The sequence below is a fragment of the Aeromonas lacus genome, assembly GCF_000764665.1.
Classification (GTDB): domain Bacteria; phylum Pseudomonadota; class Gammaproteobacteria; order Enterobacterales; family Aeromonadaceae; genus Aeromonas; species Aeromonas lacus.
This window is the reverse complement of record NZ_JRGM01000150.1, coordinates 104253-128978: the sequence shown is the minus strand read 5'-3', so window position 1 is coordinate 128978 and position 24726 is coordinate 104253. Positions and strand designations below refer to the sequence as shown.

20 protein-coding genes are annotated in these 24726 nt (G+C 62.5%); 5 read left to right on the top strand and 15 right to left on the bottom strand.

What is annotated here, in order from left to right:
• The coding region (locus LG31_RS21685) for a hypothetical protein (protein WP_238567534.1) at positions 1-204 on the top strand (204 nt) is incomplete at its 5' end.
• 125 nt (positions 205-329) lie between these two features.
• On the opposite strand, the gene uvrD is transcribed toward LG31_RS21685, so the two are convergent.
• A complete protein-coding gene (gene uvrD, locus LG31_RS0117410) occupies positions 330-2501 on the bottom strand; it encodes a DNA helicase II (RefSeq protein ID WP_033115677.1) in 2172 nt (723 codons plus the stop codon).
• A gap of 508 nt (positions 2502-3009) precedes the next feature.
• On the opposite strand from uvrD, the gene LG31_RS0117405 reads away from it, so the two are divergent.
• From LG31_RS0117405 to LG31_RS0117390, 4 genes are all read left to right on the top strand, one after another.
• Positions 3010-4008 (top strand): BMP family lipoprotein, encoded by a 999-nt coding sequence (locus LG31_RS0117405; RefSeq protein WP_033115676.1) that lies wholly within the window; start codon positions 3010-3012, stop codon positions 4006-4008.
• Positions 4009-4099: 91 nt separating this feature from the next.
• A complete protein-coding gene (locus tag LG31_RS0117400) occupies positions 4100-5665 on the top strand; it encodes an ABC transporter ATP-binding protein (protein ID WP_033115675.1) in 1566 nt (521 codons plus the stop codon).
• Positions 5665-6780: an ABC transporter permease gene (locus LG31_RS0117395; protein WP_033115674.1), complete on the top strand. Its 1116-nt coding sequence runs from the start codon at positions 5665-5667 to the stop codon at positions 6778-6780. Before LG31_RS0117400 ends, LG31_RS0117395 begins: the two co-directional genes overlap by 1 nt.
• 2 nt (positions 6781-6782) lie before the next feature.
• Positions 6783-7748, top strand: a complete 966-nt coding sequence (locus LG31_RS0117390; RefSeq protein ID WP_033115673.1) for an ABC transporter permease — start codon at positions 6783-6785, stop codon at positions 7746-7748.
• A gap of 412 nt (positions 7749-8160) precedes the next feature.
• On the opposite strand, the gene mgtE is transcribed toward LG31_RS0117390, so the two are convergent.
• From mgtE to LG31_RS0117320, 14 genes are all read right to left on the bottom strand, one after another.
• A complete protein-coding gene (gene mgtE, locus LG31_RS0117385; protein ID WP_033115672.1) occupies positions 8161-9585 on the bottom strand; it encodes a magnesium transporter in 1425 nt (474 codons plus the stop codon).
• Between the two features lie 346 nt (positions 9586-9931).
• Positions 9932-11332, bottom strand: a complete 1401-nt coding sequence (gene cysG, locus LG31_RS0117380; RefSeq protein ID WP_033115671.1) for a siroheme synthase CysG — start codon at positions 11330-11332, stop codon at positions 9932-9934.
• Between the two features lie 12 nt (positions 11333-11344).
• Positions 11345-12157, bottom strand: coding sequence for a nitrite transporter NirC (gene nirC, locus LG31_RS0117375; protein WP_033115670.1), 813 nt, complete (start codon positions 12155-12157; stop codon positions 11345-11347).
• 134 nt (positions 12158-12291) lie between these two features.
• Positions 12292-12609, bottom strand: a complete 318-nt coding sequence (gene nirD, locus LG31_RS0117370) for a nitrite reductase small subunit NirD (protein WP_033115669.1) — start codon at positions 12607-12609, stop codon at positions 12292-12294.
• Positions 12610-12715: 106 nt separating this feature from the next.
• Positions 12716-15262 (bottom strand): nitrite reductase large subunit NirB, encoded by a 2547-nt coding sequence (gene nirB / locus LG31_RS0117365; RefSeq protein ID WP_033115682.1) that lies wholly within the window; start codon positions 15260-15262, stop codon positions 12716-12718.
• 305 nt (positions 15263-15567) lie between these two features.
• A complete protein-coding gene (locus LG31_RS0117360; RefSeq protein ID WP_033115668.1) occupies positions 15568-16656 on the bottom strand; it encodes an ABC transporter permease in 1089 nt (362 codons plus the stop codon).
• 3 nt (positions 16657-16659) lie between these two features.
• A complete protein-coding gene (locus LG31_RS0117355) occupies positions 16660-17769 on the bottom strand; it encodes an ABC transporter permease (RefSeq protein WP_033115667.1) in 1110 nt (369 codons plus the stop codon).
• Complete coding sequence (locus LG31_RS0117350) at positions 17766-19535, bottom strand: ATP-binding cassette domain-containing protein (protein WP_033115666.1); 1770 nt, start codon at positions 19533-19535, stop codon at positions 17766-17768. Before LG31_RS0117350 ends, LG31_RS0117355 begins: the two co-directional genes overlap by 4 nt.
• Positions 19532-20500: a secretion protein HlyD gene (gene hlyD, locus LG31_RS0117345; protein WP_033115665.1), complete on the bottom strand. Its 969-nt coding sequence runs from the start codon at positions 20498-20500 to the stop codon at positions 19532-19534. The genes LG31_RS0117350 and hlyD overlap by 4 nt, the downstream gene beginning before the upstream one ends.
• Positions 20497-21138 (bottom strand): TetR/AcrR family transcriptional regulator, encoded by a 642-nt coding sequence (locus LG31_RS0117340; RefSeq protein ID WP_033115664.1) that lies wholly within the window; start codon positions 21136-21138, stop codon positions 20497-20499. The genes hlyD and LG31_RS0117340 overlap by 4 nt, the downstream gene beginning before the upstream one ends.
• A gap of 149 nt (positions 21139-21287) precedes the next feature.
• Entirely contained in the window at positions 21288-21635 is a 348-nt protein-coding gene (locus tag LG31_RS0117335) for a hypothetical protein (RefSeq protein WP_033115663.1), read from the bottom strand.
• A 126-nt stretch (positions 21636-21761) separates the two neighbouring features.
• Positions 21762-23090 carry an HslU--HslV peptidase ATPase subunit gene (hslU, locus tag LG31_RS0117330; RefSeq protein ID WP_033115662.1) on the bottom strand — a complete coding sequence of 443 codons (1329 nt, stop codon included), beginning with the start codon at positions 23088-23090 and terminating at the stop codon, positions 21762-21764.
• Positions 23091-23157: 67 nt separating this feature from the next.
• Positions 23158-23691, bottom strand: a complete 534-nt coding sequence (hslV, locus tag LG31_RS0117325) for an ATP-dependent protease subunit HslV (protein ID WP_033115661.1) — start codon at positions 23689-23691, stop codon at positions 23158-23160.
• A gap of 186 nt (positions 23692-23877) precedes the next feature.
• Positions 23878-24723 (bottom strand): SPOR domain-containing protein, encoded by an 846-nt coding sequence (locus tag LG31_RS0117320; RefSeq protein ID WP_033115660.1) that lies wholly within the window; start codon positions 24721-24723, stop codon positions 23878-23880.
• Positions 24724-24726: the final 3 nt, after the last annotated feature.

Below are 24726 nucleotides of genomic sequence, written 5' to 3'. Positions count from 1 at the left end.
GTGTTGAGCTGCATTTTAAACCTGAGGCTAAAATGGAATTTCGTGTTTTCTGCTTGTTTTTCTTTTTTGGTGTTTTATGTGTTTGGAAATAATCCGCTATGGGCGGCATTATTGTTGTTATCATATTTCTCAGCGTTGCTTGTGGCCATTTTCCTAAAGGCTGCCATAATTAAAATAGCAGTATTTTATAATAAACCCACTTGAGCTTAGTTATTTTTCTGTGCTTGTTGAGATAATGTATAAAATCACAATTGCCTCTTATTTAATTTGTTTTATATAAAAGCCAACCCGGCCTAAGCCGGGTTGGTTGCATCAAAAGGCGAGAATAATCACAGCGCTTCCAGTCTGGCATACGCCGTCACCAGCCACTTGGCGCCGACGTCGTCGAACTGGATCTGCACCCGACTCTGCTGGCCGACCCCTTCGAAGTTGAGCACGATTCCTTCCCCGAATTTCGGATGGAGCACCCGCTGGCCGAGCTTGATGCCGCTGGCGTCGAAGCTCTGCTGCACCTCGTTCTGGCTAAAGCGGCCGTACTGGGTGGGGCGGCTGACCTGAGTGCGCAGCCGGATCTCTTCCAGACATTCGGCGGGCATTTCGCGGATAAAGCGGCTCGGCTTGTGGAACATCTCGCGGCCGTAGATGCGGCGGCTCTCGGCATAACAGATGTAGAGCTTCTCCATGGCGCGGGTCATGCCGACGTAACAGAGGCGGCGCTCCTCTTCCAACCGGCCCGACTCCTCGGTCGATTGCTGGCTGGGGAACATGCCCTCTTCCACGCCGACCAGCAGCACCAGCGGGAACTCCAGCCCCTTGGCGCTGTGCAGGGTCATCAGCTGTACCGCGTCGGCATATTCGTCCGCCTGATTCTCGCCGGATTCCAGCGCCGCGTGGGCGAGGAAGGCGGAGAGATCGCTCATATCTTCCAGCTCGTCCGGGCGCTGGTACTGGCGGCAGGCGGTGACCAGTTCGTCCAGGTTCTCTACCCGCGCCTGGGATTTCTCCCCTTTTTCCGCCAGATACATCGCCTTGAGGCCGGAGTTCTGGATGGCGATATCGGCCTGCTGGTGCAGCGGCAGCATGCCGACCTGTTCCTCCAGCGCATCGATCAGATCGACAAAGCCACGCACCGCGTTGCCAGCGCGACCGGTCAGCACCTTGTCGTTGAGCAACCCCTTGGCCGATTGCCACAGGTTGAGCCCCTGATCGCGGGCGTTGCCGCGCAGGATCTCGAGGGTGCGATCGCCGATGCCGCGGGTCGGGGTGTTGACTACCCGCTCGAAGCTGGCGTCGTCGCCACGGTTGTTGATAAGACGCAGGTAGGCCATGGCGTCTTTAATTTCCTGCCGCTCGAAGAAGCGCAGGCCGCCGTAGATGCGGTAGGGCATGGCGTCCTGCATCAGCGCCTCTTCCAGCACCCGCGACTGGGCGTTGGAGCGATAGAGGATGGCGCAGTCGGCCAGCAGGCCGCCCTTTTCCTTCCAATCCTTGAGACGGCCGACCACGAAGCGCGCTTCGTCCACCTCGTTGAAGGCGGCGTAGAGCGAAATCGGGTCGCCCTCGGCCCCCTCGGTCCACAGCTCCTTGCCAAGGCGCTCGGCGTTGTTGGCAATGACGCAGTTGGCCGCTTTGAGGATATTGGCGGTGGAGCGGTAGTTCTGCTCGAGGCGGATGGTCTCGGCCCCCTGATAGTCGGTCAGGAAGCGCTGGATGTTCTCGATCTTGGCGCCACGCCAGCCGTAGATGGACTGGTCATCGTCGCCGACGATCATCACCTTGCCGCTGTTGCCCGCCAGCATCCGCAGCCAGGCGTACTGGATGCCGTTGGTATCCTGGAACTCGTCCACCAGGATGTTCTGGAAGCGGTCGCGGTAGTGCTCGAGGATGTGCGGTTTGTTCAGCCACAGTTCGTGGGCGCGCAGCAAGAGTTCTGCGAAGTCCACCAGACCGGAGCGATCGCAGGTCTCCTGATAGGTCTTGTAGATCTGCTGATAGGTGCGGGTGACGGGATCGCCGTAGAGGTCGATGTCGCCGGGGCGCAGCCCCTCGTCCTTCTTGCCGTTGATGTAGCCCATCACGGCGCGCGGGGCCCAGTGCTTCTCGTCGAGGTTGAGCGCCTTGAGCACCCGGCGGATCAGCCGGTACTGGTCGTCGGAGTCGAGGATCTGGAAATCCTGCGGCAAGCCCGCATCCAGATGGTGGGCCCGCAGCAAACGGTGGGCGATGCCGTGGAAGGTGCCGATCCACATGCCGCGCACGCCGTCGCCGATCACCTTCTCGACCCGGCCGCGCATCTCGGCCGCCGCCTTGTTGGTAAAGGTGACCGCGATGATGGAGAAGGGTGAACAGCGTTCCACCTGCATCAGCCAGGCAATGCGGTGCACCAGCACCCGGGTCTTGCCCGAACCGGCACCGGCCAGCACCAGCAGATTGCTACGGGGCGCCGCAACGGCATCTCTTTGCTTGTCGTTGAGCCCGTCGAGCAGGGTTGAAACGTCCATCACCACTCCTGTTTATTTATACAGGCGGGGATTATACGGCCATCCCCCCGTCAGACCAACTGCAAACTCCGCACGGCGGGCTGGCGAGGGGAGTCGGGCAGGGCGGCTGCGCCGGTTTCTGGTCGGCAAAATGACGGCGGACGGGGGATGGTTTCCAGCTGTAGCCAGCGGCCGGATGGTGCGCCGCGCGGTTATTTTGCGAGCCGGATCACGGGGCGATGGGTGGGGCAGATGCCCAACCGGGGAAAACGGTTTAGAGTAACCAATTGAACAATAAGAGAAATGTCGTTTGGGTCTCTGAATTGTCAGCATAAACAACTGAAAAGTAGCTAAAAAACAACTGCTTATAAGGTTATTTGCTTATAATTCAAACCGTTAACGCAAACGTTTTTCCCTTATCATTTGCTTGACCCGCACCGGGGCTGACTTAGAGTAACCCTGCGTGCTAGATGACCCGCTGCGGCGGGCAAGCAAGTTCCCTCACTTAATAACAATCAAGGATACGATCGTGACTAAAGTGCTCAAACTGGCCACCGTGGCCTCCCTCACTCTCGCTGCTCTCTCTGCTCAGGCTGCTTCCGAGCCGGCCGTGATCTATGACACCGCGGGCAAGTACGACAAATCATTCAACGAAGCCGTGTTCCGTAACGGCGTCGAGCTTTACAACAAGGACAAAGGGGTAAAGGTCAAAGAGTTTGAGCCCCAGAACGAAGCCCAGCGTGAGCAGGGTCTGCGTCGTCTGGCCAGCCGTGGCAACGGCCCGATCGTGGCGGTCGGCTTCAACATGGGTTCTGCGGTAGAGAAGGTTGCGACCGAATTCCCGAAAACCCAGTTCACCATCATCGACATGGTGGTCGACAAGCCGAACGTCCAGTCCGTCATCTTCAAGGAGCATGAAGGTTCCTTCCTGGTGGGCGCACTGGCTGCCATCGCCTCCAAAACCGGCAAGGTCGGTTTCGTGGGCGGCATGGACATCCCGCTGATCCGCAAGTTCGAGTGTGGCTACGAGCAGGGTGCCAAGTACGTCAATCCGAAGATCGAAGTGTTCCAGAACATGGCGGGCTCCACCCCGGCCGCGTTTGCTGACCCGGCCAAAGGTGCCGAGCTGGCCAAGTCCCAGTTCGCCAAGGGTGCTGACGTGGTTTACGCCGCAGCCGGCGGTACCGGTATCGGTGTCTATCAGGCAGCCAAGGACAGCGGCAAGTTTGCCATCGGCGTAGACTCCAACCAGAACCACCTGCAACCGGGCACCATGCTGACCTCCATGGTCAAGTCTGTGGGTCTGGCTGCTTACCAAACCTGGGATGACGCGGCCAAAGGCCAGTGGAAACCGGGGATCAAGAACCTGGGTCTGGCCGAAGGCGGTGTGGATTGGGCGCTCGACAAGGACAACGAGAAGCTGATCACTCCGGAGATGAAAGCCAAGGTGGATGCCATCAAGGCCGAGATTATTTCAGGCAAGGTCAAGGTTCATGACTACATGAGCGACAATACCTGCAAATACTAATTAGATAGTTGCTGCTACGACTCTCAACGCACCGACCGGCCCGCACGGGCCGGTTTTTACAGTCTTATTTCATGAAACGCAGGGCTGCATCATGGACCAGACAGATCGCTATGCCATCGAATTAAGAGGTATCGATAAGCGGTTCGGCGAAGTGTACGCCAACAAGCTGATCGACCTTAAGGTTCGGAAAGGCAGTATTCACGGCATCGTTGGCGAAAACGGCGCCGGTAAATCCACCCTGATGAGCATCATTTACGGCTTCTACCATGCCGATAAAGGCGAGATGTTCATCGACGGGAATCCTTTCAAACCCCACGGTTCACAAGATGCGATTGCCGCAGGCGTGGGCATGGTGCACCAGCACTTCATGCTGGTGAACAACTTTACGGTTTTGGAAAACGTCATCCTCGGCGCTGAAAATGGCTGGCACCTTCAGCAGAGCGTGGCGTCGGCAGAGAAGCTGCTCGGCGAGTTGGCGCGGGACTATGGTCTCGAAGTGCCACTGCACGAGAAGGTGGAAGATCTGCCGGTGGGCCTGCAACAGCGGGTCGAAATCCTCAAGGCGCTCTATCGCGGTGCCCGCATCCTGATCCTCGACGAGCCGACCGGGGTACTCACCCCGCAAGAGGCGGATCACCTGTTCAAGGTGCTGGAGAAGCTGCGGGATCAGGGGGCGACCATCATCCTCATCACTCACAAGCTGCGCGAGATCCTGGCTATCACGGATCAGGTCTCCATCATGCGCCGCGGCGAGATGGTGGCGCATGTCGCCACCAGGGATACCGACAAGGAGCAGCTGGCCGAACTGATGGTGGGCCGCAAGGTGCGCCTCAAGGTCGACAAGGGGCCGACCGAGCCGGGCGAAGCCAAGCTGAAGGTCGAGGGGCTCAGCTACTTCGACGCCAGCAAGGTGGAGCGGGTCAAATCGGTCAGCTTCGAGGTGCGCGCCGGTGAAGTGGTCGGCATCGCCGGGGTCTCCGGCAACGGCCAGTCCGAGCTGCTCAGCCTGCTTGGCGGCATCATCAAGCCGAGCAAGGGCGGCTTTACCATCAGCAGCCGCAGCGGCGTGCACAAGGTGAGCGCCGAGCAGGCGGCCGATCCCGAGATGGTGCGCAACTTCGGTCTCGGCCATGTGCCGGAAGATCGCCACAAGATGGGTCTCATCAACCGCTTCGAGGCGAAAGAGGCCTTTATCCTCGGTTATCACCGCCGTCCGCAATACAACAAGGGGTGGCTGCAGAACAAGGAGGCGATCCAGCAGGATTGCCAGGCCAAGATGGAGAAGTGGGACGTGCGCCCGCCCCATCCCGACCACAAGACCGCCAACTTCTCAGGTGGCAACCAGCAGAAGCTGGTGATCGCCCGTGAAGTGGAGCAGGACCCGGATGTGCTGTTGATCGGCCAGCCGACCCGCGGGGTCGACATCGGCGCCATCGAGTATATCCACCAGCAGATCATCGCCATGCGCGACAAGGGCAAGGCCGTGCTGCTGGTCTCGGTCGAACTGGACGAGATCATGAGTCTCTCTGACCGCATTCTGGTTATTGCCGACGGTCGCATCGTCGGCGAGCTGGATGCCGCCAAAGCGGACGAGCGCACTATCGGCCTGATGATGGCTAACATAGTGCCGGATGAAGTTGCCAAGGAGGCCCACTGATGAGCCAAGTACGTATTCCTGCCTGGGTCTCCGTGGGCGTCGTGTCTGCGGTCAACATCCTGCTGGCCTTCCTGGTGTCGGCCATCCTGTTCTACTACCTCGAGATCAACCCGGTCGATGCCGCCAAGATTATGTGGTACGGCGCGTTCGGCACCGGTGAAGGGTTTGGCTTCACCCTCTACTACGCAACCGGCTTTATCTTCACCGGTCTGTCGGTAGCGGTCGCCTTCCACGCCGGTCTGTTCAACATCGGCGGCGAAGGTCAGGCCTATATCGGTGGTCTGGGTGTGGGGCTGGTCTGTCTGATCCTCGGCGATGTGCTGCCATTCTCCCTGTTGTTGCCGCTCTCCATCGTTGCCGGTGGTCTGTTCGGTGCGGCCTGGGCCTTTATTCCGGCCTGGCTGCAAGCCAAGCGCGGCAGCCACATCGTTATCACCACCATCATGTTCAACTTCATCGCCGCCTCGCTGATGGCCTATCTGCTAGTGGAGGTGTTCAAGCCGCCCGGTTCGATGGCGACCGAGAGCCGGGTGTTTGCCGAAGCGAGCTGGCTGCCCAAGATGACCGGGCTGGCGAGCCTGTTTGGCGTCGAGATGCCGAACAGCCCGCTCAACATCAGCTTCTTCTGGGCGCTGATCTGTGCGGCGCTGGTATGGGTCTTTATCTGGCACACCCGCTGGGGCTACGAGATCCGCTCTGTCGGCGCCAGCCAGAGTGCCTCCGCCTATGCCGGTATCTCCTATCCCAAGGTGGTGATCCTGGCCATGGTGATCTCCGGCATGCTGTCGGGCTTCTTCGCCCTCAACGTGCTGCAGGGTGAGCTGCACCAGATCAAGCTCAACTTCGTGGAAGGGTTCGGCTTCACCGGTATCGCGGTGGCGCTGATGGGGCGCAACCACCCGGTCGGCGTCATCATCGCCAGCCTGCTGTTCGGTTTCCTCTATCAGGGGGGCGCCGAGCTCAGCTTCGAATTCGGTGTCGACCGCAACATCGTGGTGGTGCTGCAGGGTCTGGTGATCCTGTTCTGCGGCGCACTGGAGCACATGATGCGTCCGCGCATCGAGCAGCTCTATCTGGCGTTTGCCAACCGCTCTGCGCAAGTTAAGGGGGCCTGATCATGTTTGAAATTCTGATCCTGATGCTGGATGCCACTATCCGTACTGCCCCGCCCCTCATTCTGGCCGCCATGGCCGGCATGTTCTGCGAGCGCTCCGGGGTGGTCAACATTGCGCTGGAAGGCAAACTGCTGGCGGCGGCGTTCGCCAGTGGTGCGGCGGCAGCGGTCTCCGGTTCCGCCTGGGTGGGACTGGGTGCCGGGATTGCTATCTCGGTGCTGTTTGCCCTGATGCACGGCTTTGCCACCATCACCCACCGCGGTGATCAGGTGGTGAGCGGCATGGCCATCAACATTCTGGCGGCCGGTCTGACCGTGACGCTGGGCCGTTACTGGTTCGATCAGGGTGGCCAGACGCCGGCGCTCTCCGGCGATGCCCGCTTCGCTCCCATCGACTTCCCCTATGCCAAGGAGCTCTACGATGTGCCGGTGATTGGCCAGCTCTACAGCGAGCTGCTGAGCGGCCACTCCCTGCTGGAGTACGTGGCGTTCGCCTGCGTACCGCTGGCCTGGTGGGTGATGTTCCGTACCCGCTTCGGTCTGCGGCTGCGGGCGGTGGGCGAGGCGCCGGCTGCGGTCGATACCGCCGGTATCTCTGTGGTGCGGATGCGCTACACCGCGCTTATCATCGGTGGCCTGCTGGCCGGTATCGGTGGCACCTATCTTGCGGTAGCCCAGACGGCCCAGTTCATCCCCAACATGAGTGCGGGCAAGGGCTTTATGGCGCTGGCGGCACTGGTGTTCGGCAAGTGGCGCCCCTGGAACGCCATGGCAGCCTGCCTGCTGTTCGGCTTCCTCGATGCGGTCGCCATCCGTCTGCAAGGGGTGACCATCGGTGACTTCCCGATCCCGGTACAGGCCATTGAGGCACTGCCCTACATCCTGACCGTGTTCCTGCTGGCCGGCTTTATCGGCCGCGCGGTGGCGCCCAAAGCGCTTGGTACACCCTATGTGAAGGAGCGGGAGTAGCGCCCTTTGGCGCGATATTCCCGACCACCCAGATAACAGCAGGCCCACTTCGGTGGGCCTGTTTTTTATGGCTACATACTGTGGCCAGCCTTGCCGGGCGGGAGGTCAGCGGCCTTTTATTCGGTCTATTTCGCTCGCCTGTAATGGTTGGTTACAGATCTCCATTCGACGGCCGCGTGATCTCTCCATTAAATTCAGCGGTGATTCATTACGGCTCTCGATATTACGCGTTGGCAAGGAACTGTAATCCTGAGTACGAGGATCGCCGCATGCTGTCAGCCTGAACAGCAGGTATGCGGGGATTGGTGGCTGGCAAGCAGCCGTAATGACGTCCAAATGTTTTCCTCTCCGTTTTCACCCCGGCTATGCCGGGGTTTTTTATATGGAGAGGAGGGGATTTGCCTGTGCAGGGTCAGAGCAGGAACAGGGTGGCGAGGCCGAGGAAGATAAAGAAGCCGCCGGTGTCGGTGATGGCAGTGATCATCACGCTGGCCCCCACCGCCGGGTCGCGGCCGAGCCGGTTCATGGTCATGGGGATAATGACCCCCATCAGCGCCGCCACCAGCAGGTTGAGCACCATGGCCAGGGTCATCACGGCGCCCAGCGCCGCATCCTGATAGAGCAGGAAGGTCGCCACCCCCATGGTGCCACCCCACACCAGCCCGTTGATCAGCGCTACCCCGAGTTCCCGCAGCAGCAGGAAGGAGAGGTTGCCCGCCTGAATATGCTGCAGCGCCAGCGCGCGCACTATCATGGTGATGGTCTGGTTGCCGGTGTTGCCGCCGATCCCGGCGACGATGGGCATCAGGGCCGCCAGCGCCACCAGTTGCGAGATGGTGTGCTCGAACAGGCCGATCACCCGCGAGGCGACAAAGGCGGTGCAGAGGTTGATGGCAAGCCAGGCCCAGCGAGTCTTGACCGCCTTGGAGACAGGCGCGAATACATCCTCCTCTTCACTGATACCCCCCATCCGGCGCAGGTCGGTGTCGCTCTCTTCATAGACCAGATCCACCACCTCTTCGACGGTGAGGCGACCCATCAGCTTGCCCTTGCCATCCACCACGGCGGCGGAGAGCAGGTCATCTCGCTCGAAGGTGCGGGCGGCCTCTTCGTCGTTATCCTCCGGATCGAAGGTGACCGGGTCCTGCTCCATCACCGCATTCACCCGGGTGTCCGGCTTGTGCAGCAGCACTGTGGTGAGCGGCAGCTCCCCCAGCAGGTGGTTGCGCCGGTCGATGACGAACAGTTTGTCGGTGTTGGCGGGGATCTTGCCGCGCAGGCGCAGATAGCGCTGCACGGTGGCGAGCGTCACCTCGGGGCGGATGGTGATGATCTCGAAATCCATCATGGCGCCGACGGTATGCTTGCCGTAGCGGATCATCTCGCGCACCCGATCCCGGTCGGCGGGGGCCATGTAGGTGAGCAGCCGTCCCATCAGGTTGCGGGGCAGATACTGGCCCAGATAGATCTGATCGTCGATATCCAGGGTGCGCAGGGCATCGAGCAGCTCTTTGTCGCTCATGCCGCTGATCAGGCTGTCCCACACCGTCTCCGACGCTTCGACCAGGGTCTGGCCGCGCTTCTCTTCACTCACCAGCGCCCACAACACATGGCGCTCATCCGGCGGCAGCGACTCCAGCGCATCGGCGATATCGGCGGCGGGCAGGCTGTTGACCAGCCGGGTCAGCTCGCTGGTCTGGTCGCGCTGTTCGGCATCCTGCACCGCCAGCGGATCGAGCAGGCTGTCGGTGAGGGCGTCATCGCGCAGCAGCAGGGTGAGAATGCGGGATCTGTCTTCCGCACGCTGCCTGGCGCTGTTTTTGATGGGAAGAGACATGGAGAGGTTCCTGAGCTGGTGGCCATGGGGCCGAATAGCCATAGGATACCAGACTTAAAACAACAGGTTATGACGGTGCGCAGTGGTGCAGAGATTTATCCGGCAGAGATCGGCCAACTGCTTGGCGCAGGCGCAATGGCAGGGGGAGGGCGGTTTGGGGGGGGGGGAAGGGATCGGTATAAATTTAATTTATGGATTTTTCGTTAATGACCCAACTTTCACTTATGACGAGTGGGTTGATCCCTTCAGCTCGTTTCAATGCTCACAGATTGCCAGCCATGGCCATCGCCCGATCCCGGTGAGAGGGTTATTCAGCCGGGATCGGGTGACGGACACCTTCAAATGGTCAGGCGAGGGCTTGCTGAGCCTGTGGTGCCGCGCCAAACCAGGCGAGCTGGTCGGCCAGGGTCACCACCGAGCCCACCATGATAAGGGTCGGACTCTCGACCCCCACCGCCAGCGCGGGCAGCTCATCGAGGGTGCCGCGAATGACCCGCTGACAGGGTTGGGTGCCGCGCTCGATCAGCGCCACCGGGGTGTTGCCTTGCTTACCGTGGGCCAGCAGCTGTTCGCGGATGGTGGCACAACTGGAAAGCCCCATGTAGAACACCAGCGTCTGTTTGTCCTTGGCCAGCAGCGGCCAGTCGAGATCCCGGGCGCCCCCCTTGCCGTGGGCGGTGACGAAACGGACGCTCTGGGCGTGATCGCGGTGAGTGAGCGGAATGCCGGCGTAGGCGGCGCAGCCGCTGGCCGCGGTGATGCCGGGCACCACCTGAAAGCCGATGCCTGTGCCGACCAGCGTCTCCAGCTCCTCGCCGCCACGGCCGAAGATAAAGGGGTCGCCCCCCTTCAGCCGCACCACCCGTTGCCCCTTCTTCGCCTCCTCCAGCAACAGCTGGTTGATTCCCTCTTGGGGCACGCAGTGGTTGCCCGCCTGCTTGCCGACGAAGATGCGCCTGGCATCTCGGCGCACCAATGCCATCACGTCGTCCGAGACCAGCCGGTCATAGACCACCACGTCCGCCTGCTGCATCTGGCGCAGGGCGTGCAGGGTGAGCAGGCCCGGATCGCCGGGGCCGGCTCCCACCAGCACCACCTCGCCAGCGGTCTGGCTCTCGTCGGCAAACAGGCTGTCGGCCAGCTGATTGGCAGAGGCGCTATCGCCCCGTGCCAGTGCCTGCCCGAGCCGGTCCGCCCCGAGCAGCCGTTCCCAGAAGCGGCGCCGCTCGCCCATGCTGGCGAAGCGGGCCTTGACCCGCTCCCGCAGGCTGCCGGCGAAGGTCGCCACGGCGCCCAGATGTTGCGGCAGCAGGGCTTCGAGTTTTTCCCGCAGCAAGCGAGCCAGCACCGGGGCCTTGCCGCCGGAGGAGATGGCCACCATCAGCGGCGAGCGGTCGATGATCGATGGCATGATGAAGCTGGAGCGTTTCGGGTCATCCACCACGTTGGCAAAGATCCGCGCCTGATTGGCGCTATGGTAGACCAGGGCGTTCACCTCGCGCCGATCGCTGGCGGCCACTACCAGCCACTTGCCCGTCAGTTGTGCCGGTGCGAATTCACCGGCCAGCCACTCGATGCTGCCGTTGGCAGCCAGTTCTGCCAGCTCGGGGTCGAGCTCGGGCGCGACCACGGTGAGCTGGGCACCGGCATCCAGCAGCAGACGCGCCTTGCGCTCCGCTACCTCGCCGCCGCCGACCAGCAGCACGGGTTTGTTGTCGAGTCGGCAAAAGATGGGCAAGTAGTCCATGGGGCCTCCTGATCAGGCGGTTCGGGTCTGGTTGGCGGTGCTGGTGGTTTCGCTCACCGCGACCGGGCGCTCAGCCTTGGGGGTGGCATACCAGTAGCCGAGGCCCATAAAGAGGGCGCCGGAGACGGTGTTGCCCAGGGTCACCCACAGCAGGTTGTGGCCGATGCCGCCCAGGGTGTAGGCCTCGGAGTGGGCACCAAACCAGGAGAGGGCAAACAGGGTCATGTTGGCGACCGAGTGCTCGTAGCCGGAGGCGATGAAGGCCAGCAGGCACCACCAGATGGCGATGAACTTGGCGGCACCCTCGGTGCGCAGCGCCATCCAGATGGCGAGGCAGACCAGCCAGTTGCACAGCACGCCCTTCATGAACAGGGTCAGCGCAGGTGCCTGGGTTTTGGCCAGCGCCACCTTGTGGGCCAGACTGCCCGCGTCCGGCAGCAGGCTGCCGCCGTAGGAGTAGATCAACGCCACCACGACGGAGCCAATCAGGTTGCCGGCCCAGGTCTGCGGCAGGATGCGCAGCAGATCCCCCATGGAAATCTTGCCGGTCTTCACCCCGAAGGTGAGGAACATGGTGTGGCCGGTGAACAGCTCGGAGCCGGCGATGATGACCAGGGTCAGGGCGATGCCGAAGGTGGCCCCCATCACCAGCGGACGGATGCTCGGATCCACCAGATTGCCGAGGGTGAAGATGAGGATGATGCCGAGGCCCACATAGGCCCCCGCCATGGCGGAGCTGAGCCAGAAGCCGAGCTTGTCGCTGCGCTCGAAGCGGTTGATGCGGGCCGCGTTGGCGGCGCACTTGTTGATGGTTTCGGTATACATCTTTGTTTCCTTCAAGAGGGCCGCCCGCGGGCAGCCCTGATATGCATGGTGTTAGCCGATGACCCAGATCTGCGGATCACGTACTTTGACGGGGACGTAGCCCTGTACCGACATGGATCTGGGGGTTGTCGACATCAGACGGCGACCCAGACCTGCTGATCGCGTACTTCAACGGGATAGCTCTGCACCGACATGGCAGGGTTGTCGAAACAGTGGCCATCTCTCAGGCGAAAGCGCTGCTTCTTGAGCGGGCTGGCGACCCAGAGCTCGCCGTCGTGTTCGCAGATCAGGCCCCGCGACAGCACGTTGGCGGCGAAGAAGGGGTCCCGGTTGTCGATGGCGAACACCTCGGCCGCCGCGCTCGGGCGGAACAGGGCGATCTGACGCCCCTCGAGCAGAGCGCAGACGCCGGTGCCAGGCAGGATGTCGTTGAGTTGGCAGGCGAATTTCATGATTGAACCTCCACATCGAGCGAAACAGGCATATTCTGGCGACCTTCAATCAGGGCACAAACCCCGGTGCCTGGGAGTATGTCATTGAGTTGACAGGCTAATTTCATCACTTTGCCTCCACTTCGATCTGATAGACAGGGATGCGTTCGGCCGGGGTGGCGGGTCTGTGCTGCGCGCGCTCGGCGACGAACTGAACGTCCGGGTCGCGCTTGTCGCTGTTGATGAAGTGGCTGAAGCGCTTGAGCGCCTCCTCTTCGTTGAGGGTGTGCGACCATTCGCACTCGTAGCTGTCGATGAGGGTCTGGATATCGCGCTCCAGGGTGTCGGCCAGCCCCAGCTTGTCGTCGACGATCACCTCGCGCAGGTAGTCGACGCCCCCTTCCAGATTGCTGAGCCAGACCGAGGTGCGCTGCAGTTTGTCGGCGCTGGTGACGTAGAACATCATGAAACGGTCGATCAGCTTGATGAGGGTCTCGCGGTCGAGGTCAGACGCCAGCAGGTCGGCGTGGCGTGGCTTCATGCCGCCGTTGCCGCCCACATAGAGGTTCCAACCCGCATCGGTGGCGATGATGCCGACATCCTTGCCCTGCGCTTCCGCACATTCGCGGGTACAGCCGGAGACGCCAAACTTCATCTTGTGCGGGGTGCGAATGCCCTTGTAGCGGTTCTCGAGGAAGACCCCGAGGCCGACGCTGTCCTGCACGCCGAAGCGGCACCAGGTGCTGCCGACGCAGGTCTTGGCCATGCGCAGTGCCTTGGCGTAGGCCTGTCCGGTCTCGAATCCGGCTGCCAGCAGCTTGCGCCAGATGGCGGGCAGATCGTCTTTCTGGGCACCGAACAGGCCGATGCGCTGGGCGCCGGTGATCTTGGTGTAGAGCTTGTAGTCGCGGGCCACTTCGGCCACCGCCAGCAAGCCTTCCGGGGTCACTTCGCCGCCGGCCATGCGCGGGATGACGGAGTAGCTGCCGTCCTTTTGCATGTTGCCGAGGAAGATGTCGTTGGTGTCCTGCAGCTGGGTGTTGAGCGGGCTCAGCACATAGTCGTTCCAGCAGGAGGCGAGGATGGAGCCGACGGTCGGTTTGCACACTTCGCAGCCATAGCCCTGACCGTGTTTGGCCAGCAGCTCGTCAAAGCTCTTGATCCCCTCCACCTTGACCAGATGGAACAGCTCCTGACGGGAGTGGGGGAAGTGGGCACAGAGGTGGTTGTTGACCTCGATGCCCTGCTTCACCAGCTCGGCGTTGAGCACCTGACTGATGAGCGGCACGCAGCCGCCGCAGCCGGTACCGGCCTTGGTGTGCTGCTTGATGGCGGCCAGGGTGGTGTGACCCTCGGCCACCGCTTGGGCGATGTCGCCCTTGGAGACGTCGAAACAGGAGCAGATCTGGGCGCTCTCCGGCAGGGCATCCACCCCCAGCGTCGGCTTGGCACCGGCGTAGGCGGGCAGGATCAGGGTATCCGGGTGGCTCGGCAGCGGCAGGGTGTTGAGCATCATCTGCAGCAGGTTGCCGTAATCCTCCACGTCACCCACCAGTACGGCGCCGAGCAGGCGGCTGTTGTCTTCGCTCACCACGATCTTCTTGTAGACGCCAGCCTGATCGTCCTGAAACACATAGCTGTGGCTGCCCGGAGTGCGGCCGTGGGCATCGCCGATGGAGCCGACGGAGACGCCGAGCAGCTTGAGCTTGGCGCTCATGTCCGCCCCCTCGAAACGGCTGTCGCCGCCGAGCAGATGGTCGACGGTGATCTGGGCCATCTTGTAGCCCGGCGCTACCAGCCCGAAGAAGCGGCCTTGCCACGCGGCGCACTCGCCGATGGCGTAGATGTCGGGGTCGGAGGTGAGGCAGTGATCGTCGATGACGATGCCGCCGCGCTCGGCAATGGCGAGATCACCGTAGCGGCCCAGGGTATCCTGCGGGCGAATGCCGGTGGAGAAGACCACCACGTCCACTTCCAGTTGGCTGCCATCGGCAAAGGCGAGCCGGTGTTTCGCCTGCTCACCGCCATGCATCAGGATCTCGCTGGTGCTCTTGCTGGTGTGTACCTGCACGCCCATGGATTCAATCTTGCGGCGCAGCAGCTGGCCGCCCTGACCGTCGAGCTGCTCGGCCATCAGCACAGGAGCAAACTCCACCACATGGGTCTCGAGACCCAGCGCCTTGAGGGCACCGGCGGCTTCGAGGCCAAGCAGGCCGCCCCCGATCACCACCCCGCTCTTGCCGCTCTTGGCGGCGCTGCGGATGGCTTTCAGATCCTCGATGGTGCGATAGACGAAGCACTCGTGGTGCTGGCTGCCCGCAATGGGCGGTACCCAGGGGTAGGAGCCGGTGGCCAGCACCAGCTTGTCGTATCCGACCACAGTGCCCTTGTTGGAGTGCACTTCGCGGTTGGCCCTGTCGATTGCTTTCACCGCTTCGCCGAGCAGCAGGCGGATGCCGTGCTTGTCGTAGAAGCCGGGTTTGACGAGGGAGAGATCTTCACTGGTGTGATGGGAGAAGTAGGAGGAGAGATGGACGCGATCGTAGGCGGGACGGGGTTCTGCACCGAAGACGGTGATCTCGTAGCGGCCCGGGTCGGCCCGCTCGATCAGCTCTTCGATGAAGCGGTGCCCCACCATGCCGTTGCCCACAACGACCAGTCTGACTTTGCTCATGATTGCCTCGAGTTTGGAGTAATAAAACATCATTCTGGGGCTAGGCTACCCAGTCAGTCGGGACGGGCAATTGATGCAAATCAAGTGTCTATTTATATATCTCGTCAGGGGTAATTCGATAAAATTCAAAGATATACAAAATTAGGTATACCAGTTGATGATTTATGAGCTGGCTTGGAGTGAGGGATGGTGGAGGGAAAGCCCGGTTTACCCACAGCCGGGGAGTGAAAACTTCTGGCGGAAAAGGCCGGCCTCGCACTGGGCAAGACCGGCATCAATGGACATCAGCTGAGCAAGGCGGCGCGTCAGGCGATATGGCGGCGGAACATGGCGAGCGCCAGCGACAGGGTGACCCCTGCGATGGCGAGCAGCGGCCAGAGCAGGGGCCAGGCGGCTGACCAGTCAAACCCTTTGAGGAAGACCCCCTTGAGCAGCACGATAAAGTGGGTGAGGGGGTCGATGGCCGCCAGCCACTGGAACACTTGCGGCATGTTCTCCACCGGCGAGATGTAGCCCGAGAGGATCACCGCCGGGACGGTGAAGGAGAATACCCCGAGAAACGCCTGCTGCTGGGTCGAGCAGAACGACGAGATAAAGAGCCCGATCCCGGCCAGTGCCAGCCCGTAGCAGACCATGCCCGCCATCAGCAGGCTGAGGCTGCCGGCAAAGGGGAGGTGAAAGATAAAACGGGCGGCCAGCGCGACTATGCACCCTTGCCCCACCGCCACCATGATGCCGGGCACCGCCTTGCCCGCCATGATCCAGCCTGCGGTGAGGGGGGAGACCAGCAGCTGGTCGAAGGTGCCCTCCTCCCGCTCCCGTGCGACCGAGAGGGCGGTGACGATAAGACACCCCGTGGTGGTGATGATGGCCACCAGCGCCGGCAGGATATGCCAGTGGAACTCGACGTTGGGGTTGTAGAGGTTGCGTACCGCCAGCTCGGGTTGCCCCTTGCCCTCACTTTGCCAGCGGGCGATCACCTGACTGATGTAGCCCGCCGCTACCTGACCACCGTTGGAGCGGCGGCCATCGATAATCAGCTGCACCTTGGCCGGTTCGCCCCGCGCCAGCCGGCGGGAGAAATCGCTCGGAATAATCAGCCCGAGCAGCGCCTGCTGCCCGGTGATGGCCTCGGTCATGCCCGCCTCGCCTTGCACCGGAATGATGGTGGTGAAGGCGGGCATATGGGTGAGGCGCTCCAGCAGCTCGCGGCTCTGGGCGCCGCCATCCTGGTTGTAGATGGCCAGCGTGTTGCCGGTCACCTCCAGAGTGGCGGCGAACGGGAAGAGGGCGGTTTGCAGCAGCACCGGCATGATGAGCAGAAAGCGCCCCTGAGTATTGCCCATCAGGGCCTGCAGCTCTTTTCGGATCAGCCACCAGAGTCGGATCAGCATGGGTTACTCCAGAGTGCGCCGCGTCTTGCGGGCGGTCAGGGCCAGCCAGAAACCGGCCAGCAGCAGCAGACAGAAACCGTTGACCAGCAGGATCGAGAAGACGCTACCCGCCTGATAGAGGGTCTGCAGCGAGCTTGCGAAGTAACGGGCTGGAATGAGGTGGGTGATGGCCCGCAGCAGCGGTGGCATGCTGGCGATCTCGAACACGAAGCCCGACAGCATCACGGCGGGCAGAAAGGCGGCGATCAGCGCTGCCTGCGCGGCATTGAACTGGCTGCGCATCACGGTGGAGAGGAACAGCCCGAGCCCGAGGGCGCTGCCGAGAAAGACGCTGGTGACCAGAAAGAGCAGCAGCAGGGAGCCGCGCCACGGCACCGCCATCACCGCCACCGAGAAGAGCAGGCAGAGCAGCATGGCGATGATGCCAAGGCCATAGTAGGGCAGCAGCTTGGAGAGCAGCAGCTCCCCCTTGGTAACCGGGGTGGCGAGCAGCGCCTCCATGGTGCCGCGCTCCCACTCCCGCGCCACCACCAGCGAGGTGAGCAGGGCCCCTATGATGGTCATCACCACCGCAACGGAGCCCGGCACCAGAAAGTTGCGGCTCACCAGCGCCGGGTTGAACCAGGCGCGACTCTCTATCGACACCGGCATGGCGACCCCCTCGCCAGCGAGCCACCCCTGCCAGATCCCCTGCACATAGTTGGTGACGAAGTTGGCGGTGTTGGGCTCGGAGCCGTCGGTCAGCAGCAGCGCCTGTGGCGTGCCATTGCCCTGACCGGCCAGCGCGCGGGAGAAGCCGTCATCGATCACCAGCAGGCCGCGGATCTCGCCACGTGCCAGACTGGCGAGCAGGGACTCCTTGCTCGGGCCGCTGTGGATCTCTAGCGCGGTAGAGCCGCGCAGGGCCTGCTCCAGCCGCACCGCCGGGGCACCGCTGTCGGTACGCCATATGCCGAGGCGCAGGTGGTCAACGTCCAGATTGATGGCGTAACCCATTACCACCAGCAGTACCACCGGCATGATGAAGGCGATGAGGATGCTGCTCGGGTCACGGACGATTTGCAGCGTCTCCTTGCGGCAGAGGGCCAGCAGTCGCCGACGGTTGATGCTCATGCTTCCTCCTCGCTGGCCCGCTCGACCAGGGTGATAAAGGCCTCTTCCATTGTTGGCAAAGAACAGGTCGGCAAGGAGCCGGTTGGCAAAGAGGTCGCCGCCTCTTTGGCGGCCAGCCCCTTGAGATCGTCCGGGGTGCCGAGGGCCAGCAGCTTGCCGCGATAGATGAGGGCGATGCGGTCGCAATACTCCGCCTCGTCCATAAAGTGGGTGGTAACCAGCACGGTGACGCCGTGGTCGGCCAGCGCGTTGATGTGGGACCAGAACTCGCGCCGGGTCACCGGATCAACCCCGGAGGTGGGCTCATCGAGAAACAGCAGCGGCGGCTCGTGCAGCAGGGCGCAGGCTAGCGATAAGCGCTGGCGCAGACCGAGCGGCAGGGATTCCGCCTTCTGATCGAGCCAGGGGGCGAGGGCAAAGGCAGTCACCATGGCGTCGCTCCGCGTCTGCTGGTGGCGGCCGAACAGGCCGTAGATACCGGCGAAGAAGGAGAGGTTCTGCGCCACGGTGAGCTGCTTGTAGAGGGAGAACTTCTGCGCCATGTAGCCGAGGCGCTGGCGCGCCGCCGACGGGCTGTGGGCCAGATCGATGCCGGTCACCAGTGCCTGTCCCTCACTCGGGCGCAGCAGGCCGCACTCCATCTTGAAGGTGGTGGACTTGCCCGCCCCGTTGGGGCCGAGCAGGCCGAAGATCTCGCCGCGGCGCACCGCAAAGCTGACATCATCGGTGGCGGCAAAATCGCCGAAGCGCTTGGTGAGGTGGCGCGCCTCGATCACCGCCTCGGGGGAGACCCCCTGCGGCAGTTCCGCTTCCCGCATCCCGGCCGCCAGACTCGACTCCCCGCCGGGGCCGCCGCCGAGCAGGTCGATAAAGGCATCTTCCAGCCGGGGCTGGGCCGGTTGAAAGGCGCCGTTGGCGAGATGCAGCTCCGCCAGCGGTGGGGGCGTCATGCCCGGGTGCAGCAGCAGGCGAACCCGCTCCCCTGCCACCGCGCCATCCATCACCGCGGGGTGCGCCAGTGCCCGGCGCAGCAGGGCGCGCCGCTCGCGGCCATCCAGCTGCCCCGCCTCCAGCAGCCAGCAGCGGCTGGCCATGGCCCCCATCAGATCGGCTGGCGTGCCGCTGGTGCGCACCTCGCCATCTGCCATCAGCAGCACGTGGTCGCACAGCTCCGCCTCATCGAGATAGGCGGTACTCCAGAGCACCGTCATCCCCCCCTTGGCCAGCTCGCGCACCATCTGCCAGAGGGCGCGGCGGGAGATGGGATCGACCCCGACCCCCGGTTCGTCGAGCAGCAGCACATCCGGGGTGCCGAGCAGGGCGCAGGCCAGCCCGAGCTTCTGTTTCATCCCGCCAGAGAGCTTGCCTGCAGGCCGCGCGGTGAAGCGGGCAAGATCGGTGAAGGCGAGCAGCCGCGCGAAGGTGGGCGTGCGTTCGGGCTCCAGTACGCCGCGCAAGTCAGCGTAGAGGGTGAGGTTCTCCAGCACGCTGAGATCCTCGTAGAGGCCGAACTGCTGGGGCATGTAGCCGAGGTGCTGACGCAGCAGATCCCCCTCGCTCACCGGATCCAGCCCCAGCACTCGTATGGTGCCCGCTTCGGGGATCAGCAGGCCGGCCAGCAGGCGCAGCAAAGTGCTTTTGCCCGCGCCGTCGGGGCCCACCAGTCCGGTGATGCCGCCAGTCGGAATGGTGGCCGAGATGGCATTGAGGGCGACCCGCTCGCCAAAGCGTTTGGTGAGCCCCTCAAGGGAGATGGCGCAGCTCATGGCGCCAGCCTGACGGTGACCGGCATACCTTGGCGCAGAGCCGGGTCGGGATCCTGCACCACGATGCGCAGCCGGTAGACGAGGTGAGTGCGCAGGTCCGGCGTCTCCACCGATTTCGGGGTGAACTCGGCGGTCGGCGAGACAAAGCCCACCACCCCGTGATAGGGCTGATCCGGCCGCGAGTCGGTGGTGAGGGTCACTTTGGCGCCGCTCGGGAAGTGACCGAGCCAGGGCTCCTCCACATAGGCGCGCACCCAGACCGGCGCAGTCAGGGAGAGGTTGAAGGCGGTCGCTCCGCTCTGCACCATGCTGCCGTTCTCGATGGCGCGACTGATGATGATGCCGTCGCTGGGGGCGGTCAGGCTGGCATCTGCCAGCGCCAGTTCGGCACTGGCGAGCGCCGCTTTGGCCCCTTCCAGCTGGGCATCGGACTGGGCGATTTCCTCCGGGCGGTAGCCGGTTTCGAGCTGGGCGAGCTGTTCGCGTGCCGAGCGTACCTGCGCCTGGGTCTGATCCCGCTGGGAGCGAGCGGTATCGAGCTGACCGCGGGAGATGGCGCCGGTGGCCGCCAGTGCGCTCTGGCGGCGCCACTGCTGGTCGGCTTCCAGTGCAGCGGCTTCGGCGGCGGCCAGTGCGGCCCGGGCTCGGTCGGTCTCTTCGCTGCGATAGCCTTTGTGGATCAAGGTGTTGGCGGCAGTGAGCGCGGCCAGATTGGCGCGGGCGCTGTCGCGGCTGTGGGTGAGGGGAACCGGATCGAGGCGGGCCAGCAGTTGACCGGCTTTTACCCTATCCCCCTCATCAACCAGCACCTGATCGACGCGGCCGCCGACCCGAAAGGCCAGATTGACGTCGCGAATATCGACGTTGCCGTAGAGGATGGAGCCGTCAGCCGGGCGCCCCTGCCACCAGAGGTAGCCACCGATAACGGTTAGCAGCAGGGCCACGATTGCAATGCGTTGTTTCATGCCGCTTCTCCTTCTTTCATGTCGGTGGAGCGCAGGCCGCGCAGGGCCCATACCAGCCGCTGTCTGGCGGCCTCGGGGTTGTCTATCTGGCTGAGAAAGGGGGCTGCCTGTTCGGGCAGCCAGCCGAGCTGGCGACCGCTGCCGGCGATGACCAGCGGTAGGCCGACCGACCCCATGATGAAGATCATCAGCTGGAGCGGGTGACCCGCGACCAGCGACCCTTCCGCCTGTGCCATCCGTACCTGCTCGATCAGCAGCAGGGGATGACGGCGCGGCAGGCTGAGCAGAAAGCGCTGGGCCGCCCCTTCACCCGCCAGCGCATCGCCAAACAGGTGGTTGATAAAGCCGCGCTGGCGCGCCACCAGCCCGATCAGCGCCTCCATGGTGGCTTCGAACATGGCGATGGCAGAGGGGTAGGAGCCTTTGGCTGCCACCGCCTTGAGCTCGTCATAGAGGGGGGCGTACCAGAGCTCGACCAGCTCGTCGATAAAGGCGTCGCGGTTGCCGAAGTGGTAGACGAAGGAGCCGAGGTTCACCTCGGCCGCCGCCGCCAGCTCGCGCACCGTCAGGCCGCGCAGCCCCTTCTCGGTGGCGATGGCGAGGCCGGTATCGAGCAGTTTCTGCCGGGTTGGATTCATCGTTCTGGTTCCTGCTGCACAGATTTTGATCTGATTTATACGTATGTATAAATCAGCCACCGAGAATAGGAAAGATCTTTTTTTGAGCAAATTTCAGCGGGGATGAAAAAATGACGCCTCCGCAGAGGGAGGCGCTCATAGGTCTCTTATTAGCCGGTTTCCCAGTCAGGAAACTCGAATGTCCAAATGCCGTTATTGTATTCGGAGATGTGTCCGCGCTTGCCGATTCTGTTCTGCATGGACCCTATGCTGGTCCACTCTAGGTCAAGGGACTGCTTTGGTTGCTGGGATAATGAATAAAGCCAATTCTCAGCATCACTATCAGGACTGACTTCCAGATGGACTCTCTGGCCGCGGAGGCTGCCCATCAAGATAGCAGTGCCCCCGATTCCTCTCCTCAGGTGCTGCTGTCCCAAGGGGCCCAGCGCATGAATATCGATTATTTCATGCAGTTGACGTCCATTGAGCATCACGACTTCTAGATTGGGACTCATCATTGATTCTCTCCGTCTGAGGTGAGATTCAATAATATCAATTGCTTACGTGACAGGCTCGTCAGGTTAGGCAAATAGTCTGGCATAAAAAACGCCTCCACAAGGGAGGCGTTTTCAGATCAATCGCGCTTACAGAATAAAGCGGCTCAGATCCTCGTCTTCAATCAGCTTGCCGAGGTGGGCGTTGACGTAGTCGGTGTTGATGACAAAGGTCTCGCCGGATTTCTCGGATGCGTCGTAGGAGATATCTTCCATCAGGCGTTCCATCACGGTGTGCAGACGGCGGGCACCGATGTTCTCGGTACGCTCGTTGACCTGCCACGCCGCTTCGGCCAGACGGCGGATACCATCCTGAGTGAACTCGATGTTGACCCCTTCGGTGGCCATCAGCGCCTTGTACTGATCGGTCAGGGAGGCGTTCGGCTCGGTCAGGATCCGCTCGAAATCTTCAGTGGTTAGCGCGGTCAGCTCGACCCGGATCGGCAGACGGCCCTGCAGCTCGGGGATGAGATCGGACGGCTTGGCGATCTGGAAGGCGCCGGAGGCGACAAACAGGATATGGTCGGTCTTGACCATGCCGTGCTTGGTGTTGACGGTGCAGCCCTCGACCAGCGGCAGCAGGTCGCGCTGAACCCCTTCACGGGAGACATCGGGGCCGGAGCTCTCGCCGCGCTTGCAGATCTTGTCGATCTCGTCGAGGAAGACGATGCCGTTGTTCTCGACCGCAGCGATGGCTTTCTGCTTCAGCTCTTCCGGGTTGACCAGCTTGGCCGCTTCCTCTTCGATCAGCGCCTTCATGGCCTCTTTGACCTTGATCTTGCGCTTCTTCTTTTGGTTCTGGCCCAGATTCTGGAACAGCCCCTGCAGCTGGTTGGCCATCTCTTCCATGCCCGGCGGGGTCATGATTTCGACGCCCATCGGGGAGGCGGCCAGATCCAGCTCGATCTCCTTGTCATCCAGCTGACCTTCGCGCAGTTTCTTGCGGAAGATCTGGCGGGTGTTGGAGTTGTCGGCTTTCTCTTCCTCACCCCAGGTGTTGCGCGGGTTGGGCAGCAGCGCATCGAGAATGCGCTCTTCGGCGGCTTCCTCGGCGCGGTATTTCATCTTCTCCATCTCGGTCTCGCGCACCAGCTTGATGGCGACATCGGTCAGATCGCGAATGATGCTGTCCACTTCCTTGCCGACATAGCCCACTTCGGTGAACTTGGTCGCTTCCACCTTGATGAAGGGGGCGTTGGCCAGTTTGGCCAGACGACGGGCGATCTCGGTTTTGCCGACACCGGTCGGGCCGATCATCAGGATGTTCTTCGGGGTCACTTCATGGCGCATCTCTTCGTTGAGCTGCATCCGGCGCCAGCGGTTGCGCAGGGCGACGGCCACCGCGCGCTTGGCATCGGCCTGACCAATGATGTGACGATCCAGTTCGTGGACGATTTCTCTCGGGGTCATCTCGGACATGATGGAGTTCCTGTATCAGGGGCGGGCAGTGCCCACCCCTTGGAGAATTGGTTGCTATATAGCCGGCTTACTTGGCCGAATAGTCCAGCACTTCGACGGTGTGGTGCTGGTTGGTGAAGACGCAGATGTCGCCGGCGATCTTGAGCGCCTTCTCGACGATGCTCTTGGCATCCAGATCGGTGTTTTCCAGCAGGGCGATAGCCGCAGACTGGGCGAAGTTGCCGCCGCTGCCGATGGCGATGAGATCGTGCTCCGGCTGCACCACGTCACCGTTGCCGGTGATGATGAAGGATTTTTGCTCGTCGGCGACGGCCAGCAGTGCTTCGAGGCGGCGCAGGGCGCGATCGGTGCGCCAATCTTTGGCCAGCGCCACGGCGGCGCGCTCCAGATTACCCTGATGGGCCTGCAGTTTGGCTTCGAAGCGTTCGAGCAGGGTGAAGGCGTCGGCGGTGCCACCGGCAAAACCGGCCAGCACCTTGCCGTTGTAGAGGCGATGAACTTTGCGGGCGTTGCCCTTCATGACGGTGTTGCCAAGAGAAACCTGGCCATCGCCACCGATGACGACCTGACCGTTGCGGCGAACTGAAACTATGGTAGTCACTTTACTTACCTCGCTTGAGCCGAATGACGGCCTGACTGTGCATGGGAGAAAAGATGGGGATGGCAAAACGGCTTTTCAAGCCTGCAATCGGTCGGGATAAGGACGAGATGGGGCGATGGGTGCGAAGGGAGCCCAAAGAAGAGGGGCCGGGTGTTGCCACCCGGCCCCTCATGGTAAAACGGGCACTTACCCTTTCTTGGGAATGCAGCCGCTGATGCCCGAGCTCTGCAGCTTGCGGTTGGCCGCGTCGGCGGCGGCCTTGCCGTTGAAGGGGCCGACCATCACCTTGTAGACGGTGCCGTTGGCGCCATTGATCACCTGCAGGCTGGAGGAGAGGCCGGCGGTGAAGGCGATGCGCGCCTTGAGCGACTCCGCAGAATCCTGCGAGCGCAGAGCGGCACACTGCATCATATAGCGGCCGCTGTCGGCTGCTGCGGTCTGGGCAGGCTGGGCTGCCGGTTGGGCTTTGGCTGCTGCGGCTCGCTCACGCTCCAGCTCGGCACGGATCTCCCGCTCCATCCGCTCACGCTCGGCCTTGCGGTCGATCACCTGCTCCTGGGCGCTGGCAACCGGCGCACCGGAGGTGGAGGGGGTGGTCGCCGGATTGGGCAGATAGGGCTTGGGCTGGCCGATCGGTGTTCCCGGCTGGGGAATGTCGGTCGGTACCGGCTGCGGCAGCTTCTCCGGTTGCAGGGTCATGGTATCGGCAGGAGGCGGCGGCAGAACGCCCGGCTGGGTCGGCGGCTCTATGATATCGACCTGCTTGTTCTCAAGCCGTTCGATGTAGCTCCACTTCTCCTGAGGCAACCCGTTGTTCTGTGGTTTTGGCTTGTTGGCTTTGACCTGCTCTTCGATAGTCGGGGCATCGTGGCCCTTGCCATTGATCATGTAGAGGAAGCCGCCAAAGCCTGCCAGCAGCGCCCCGGCCAGCAGGGCCGGGATAACAGGAAAGCGGCGCGGAGCCGCTTTCTTGGTGTTGCGACCGCCCGCGCGACGTCGCGGACGGTTGCCGACATAATCCCGGGTCGCCATCTA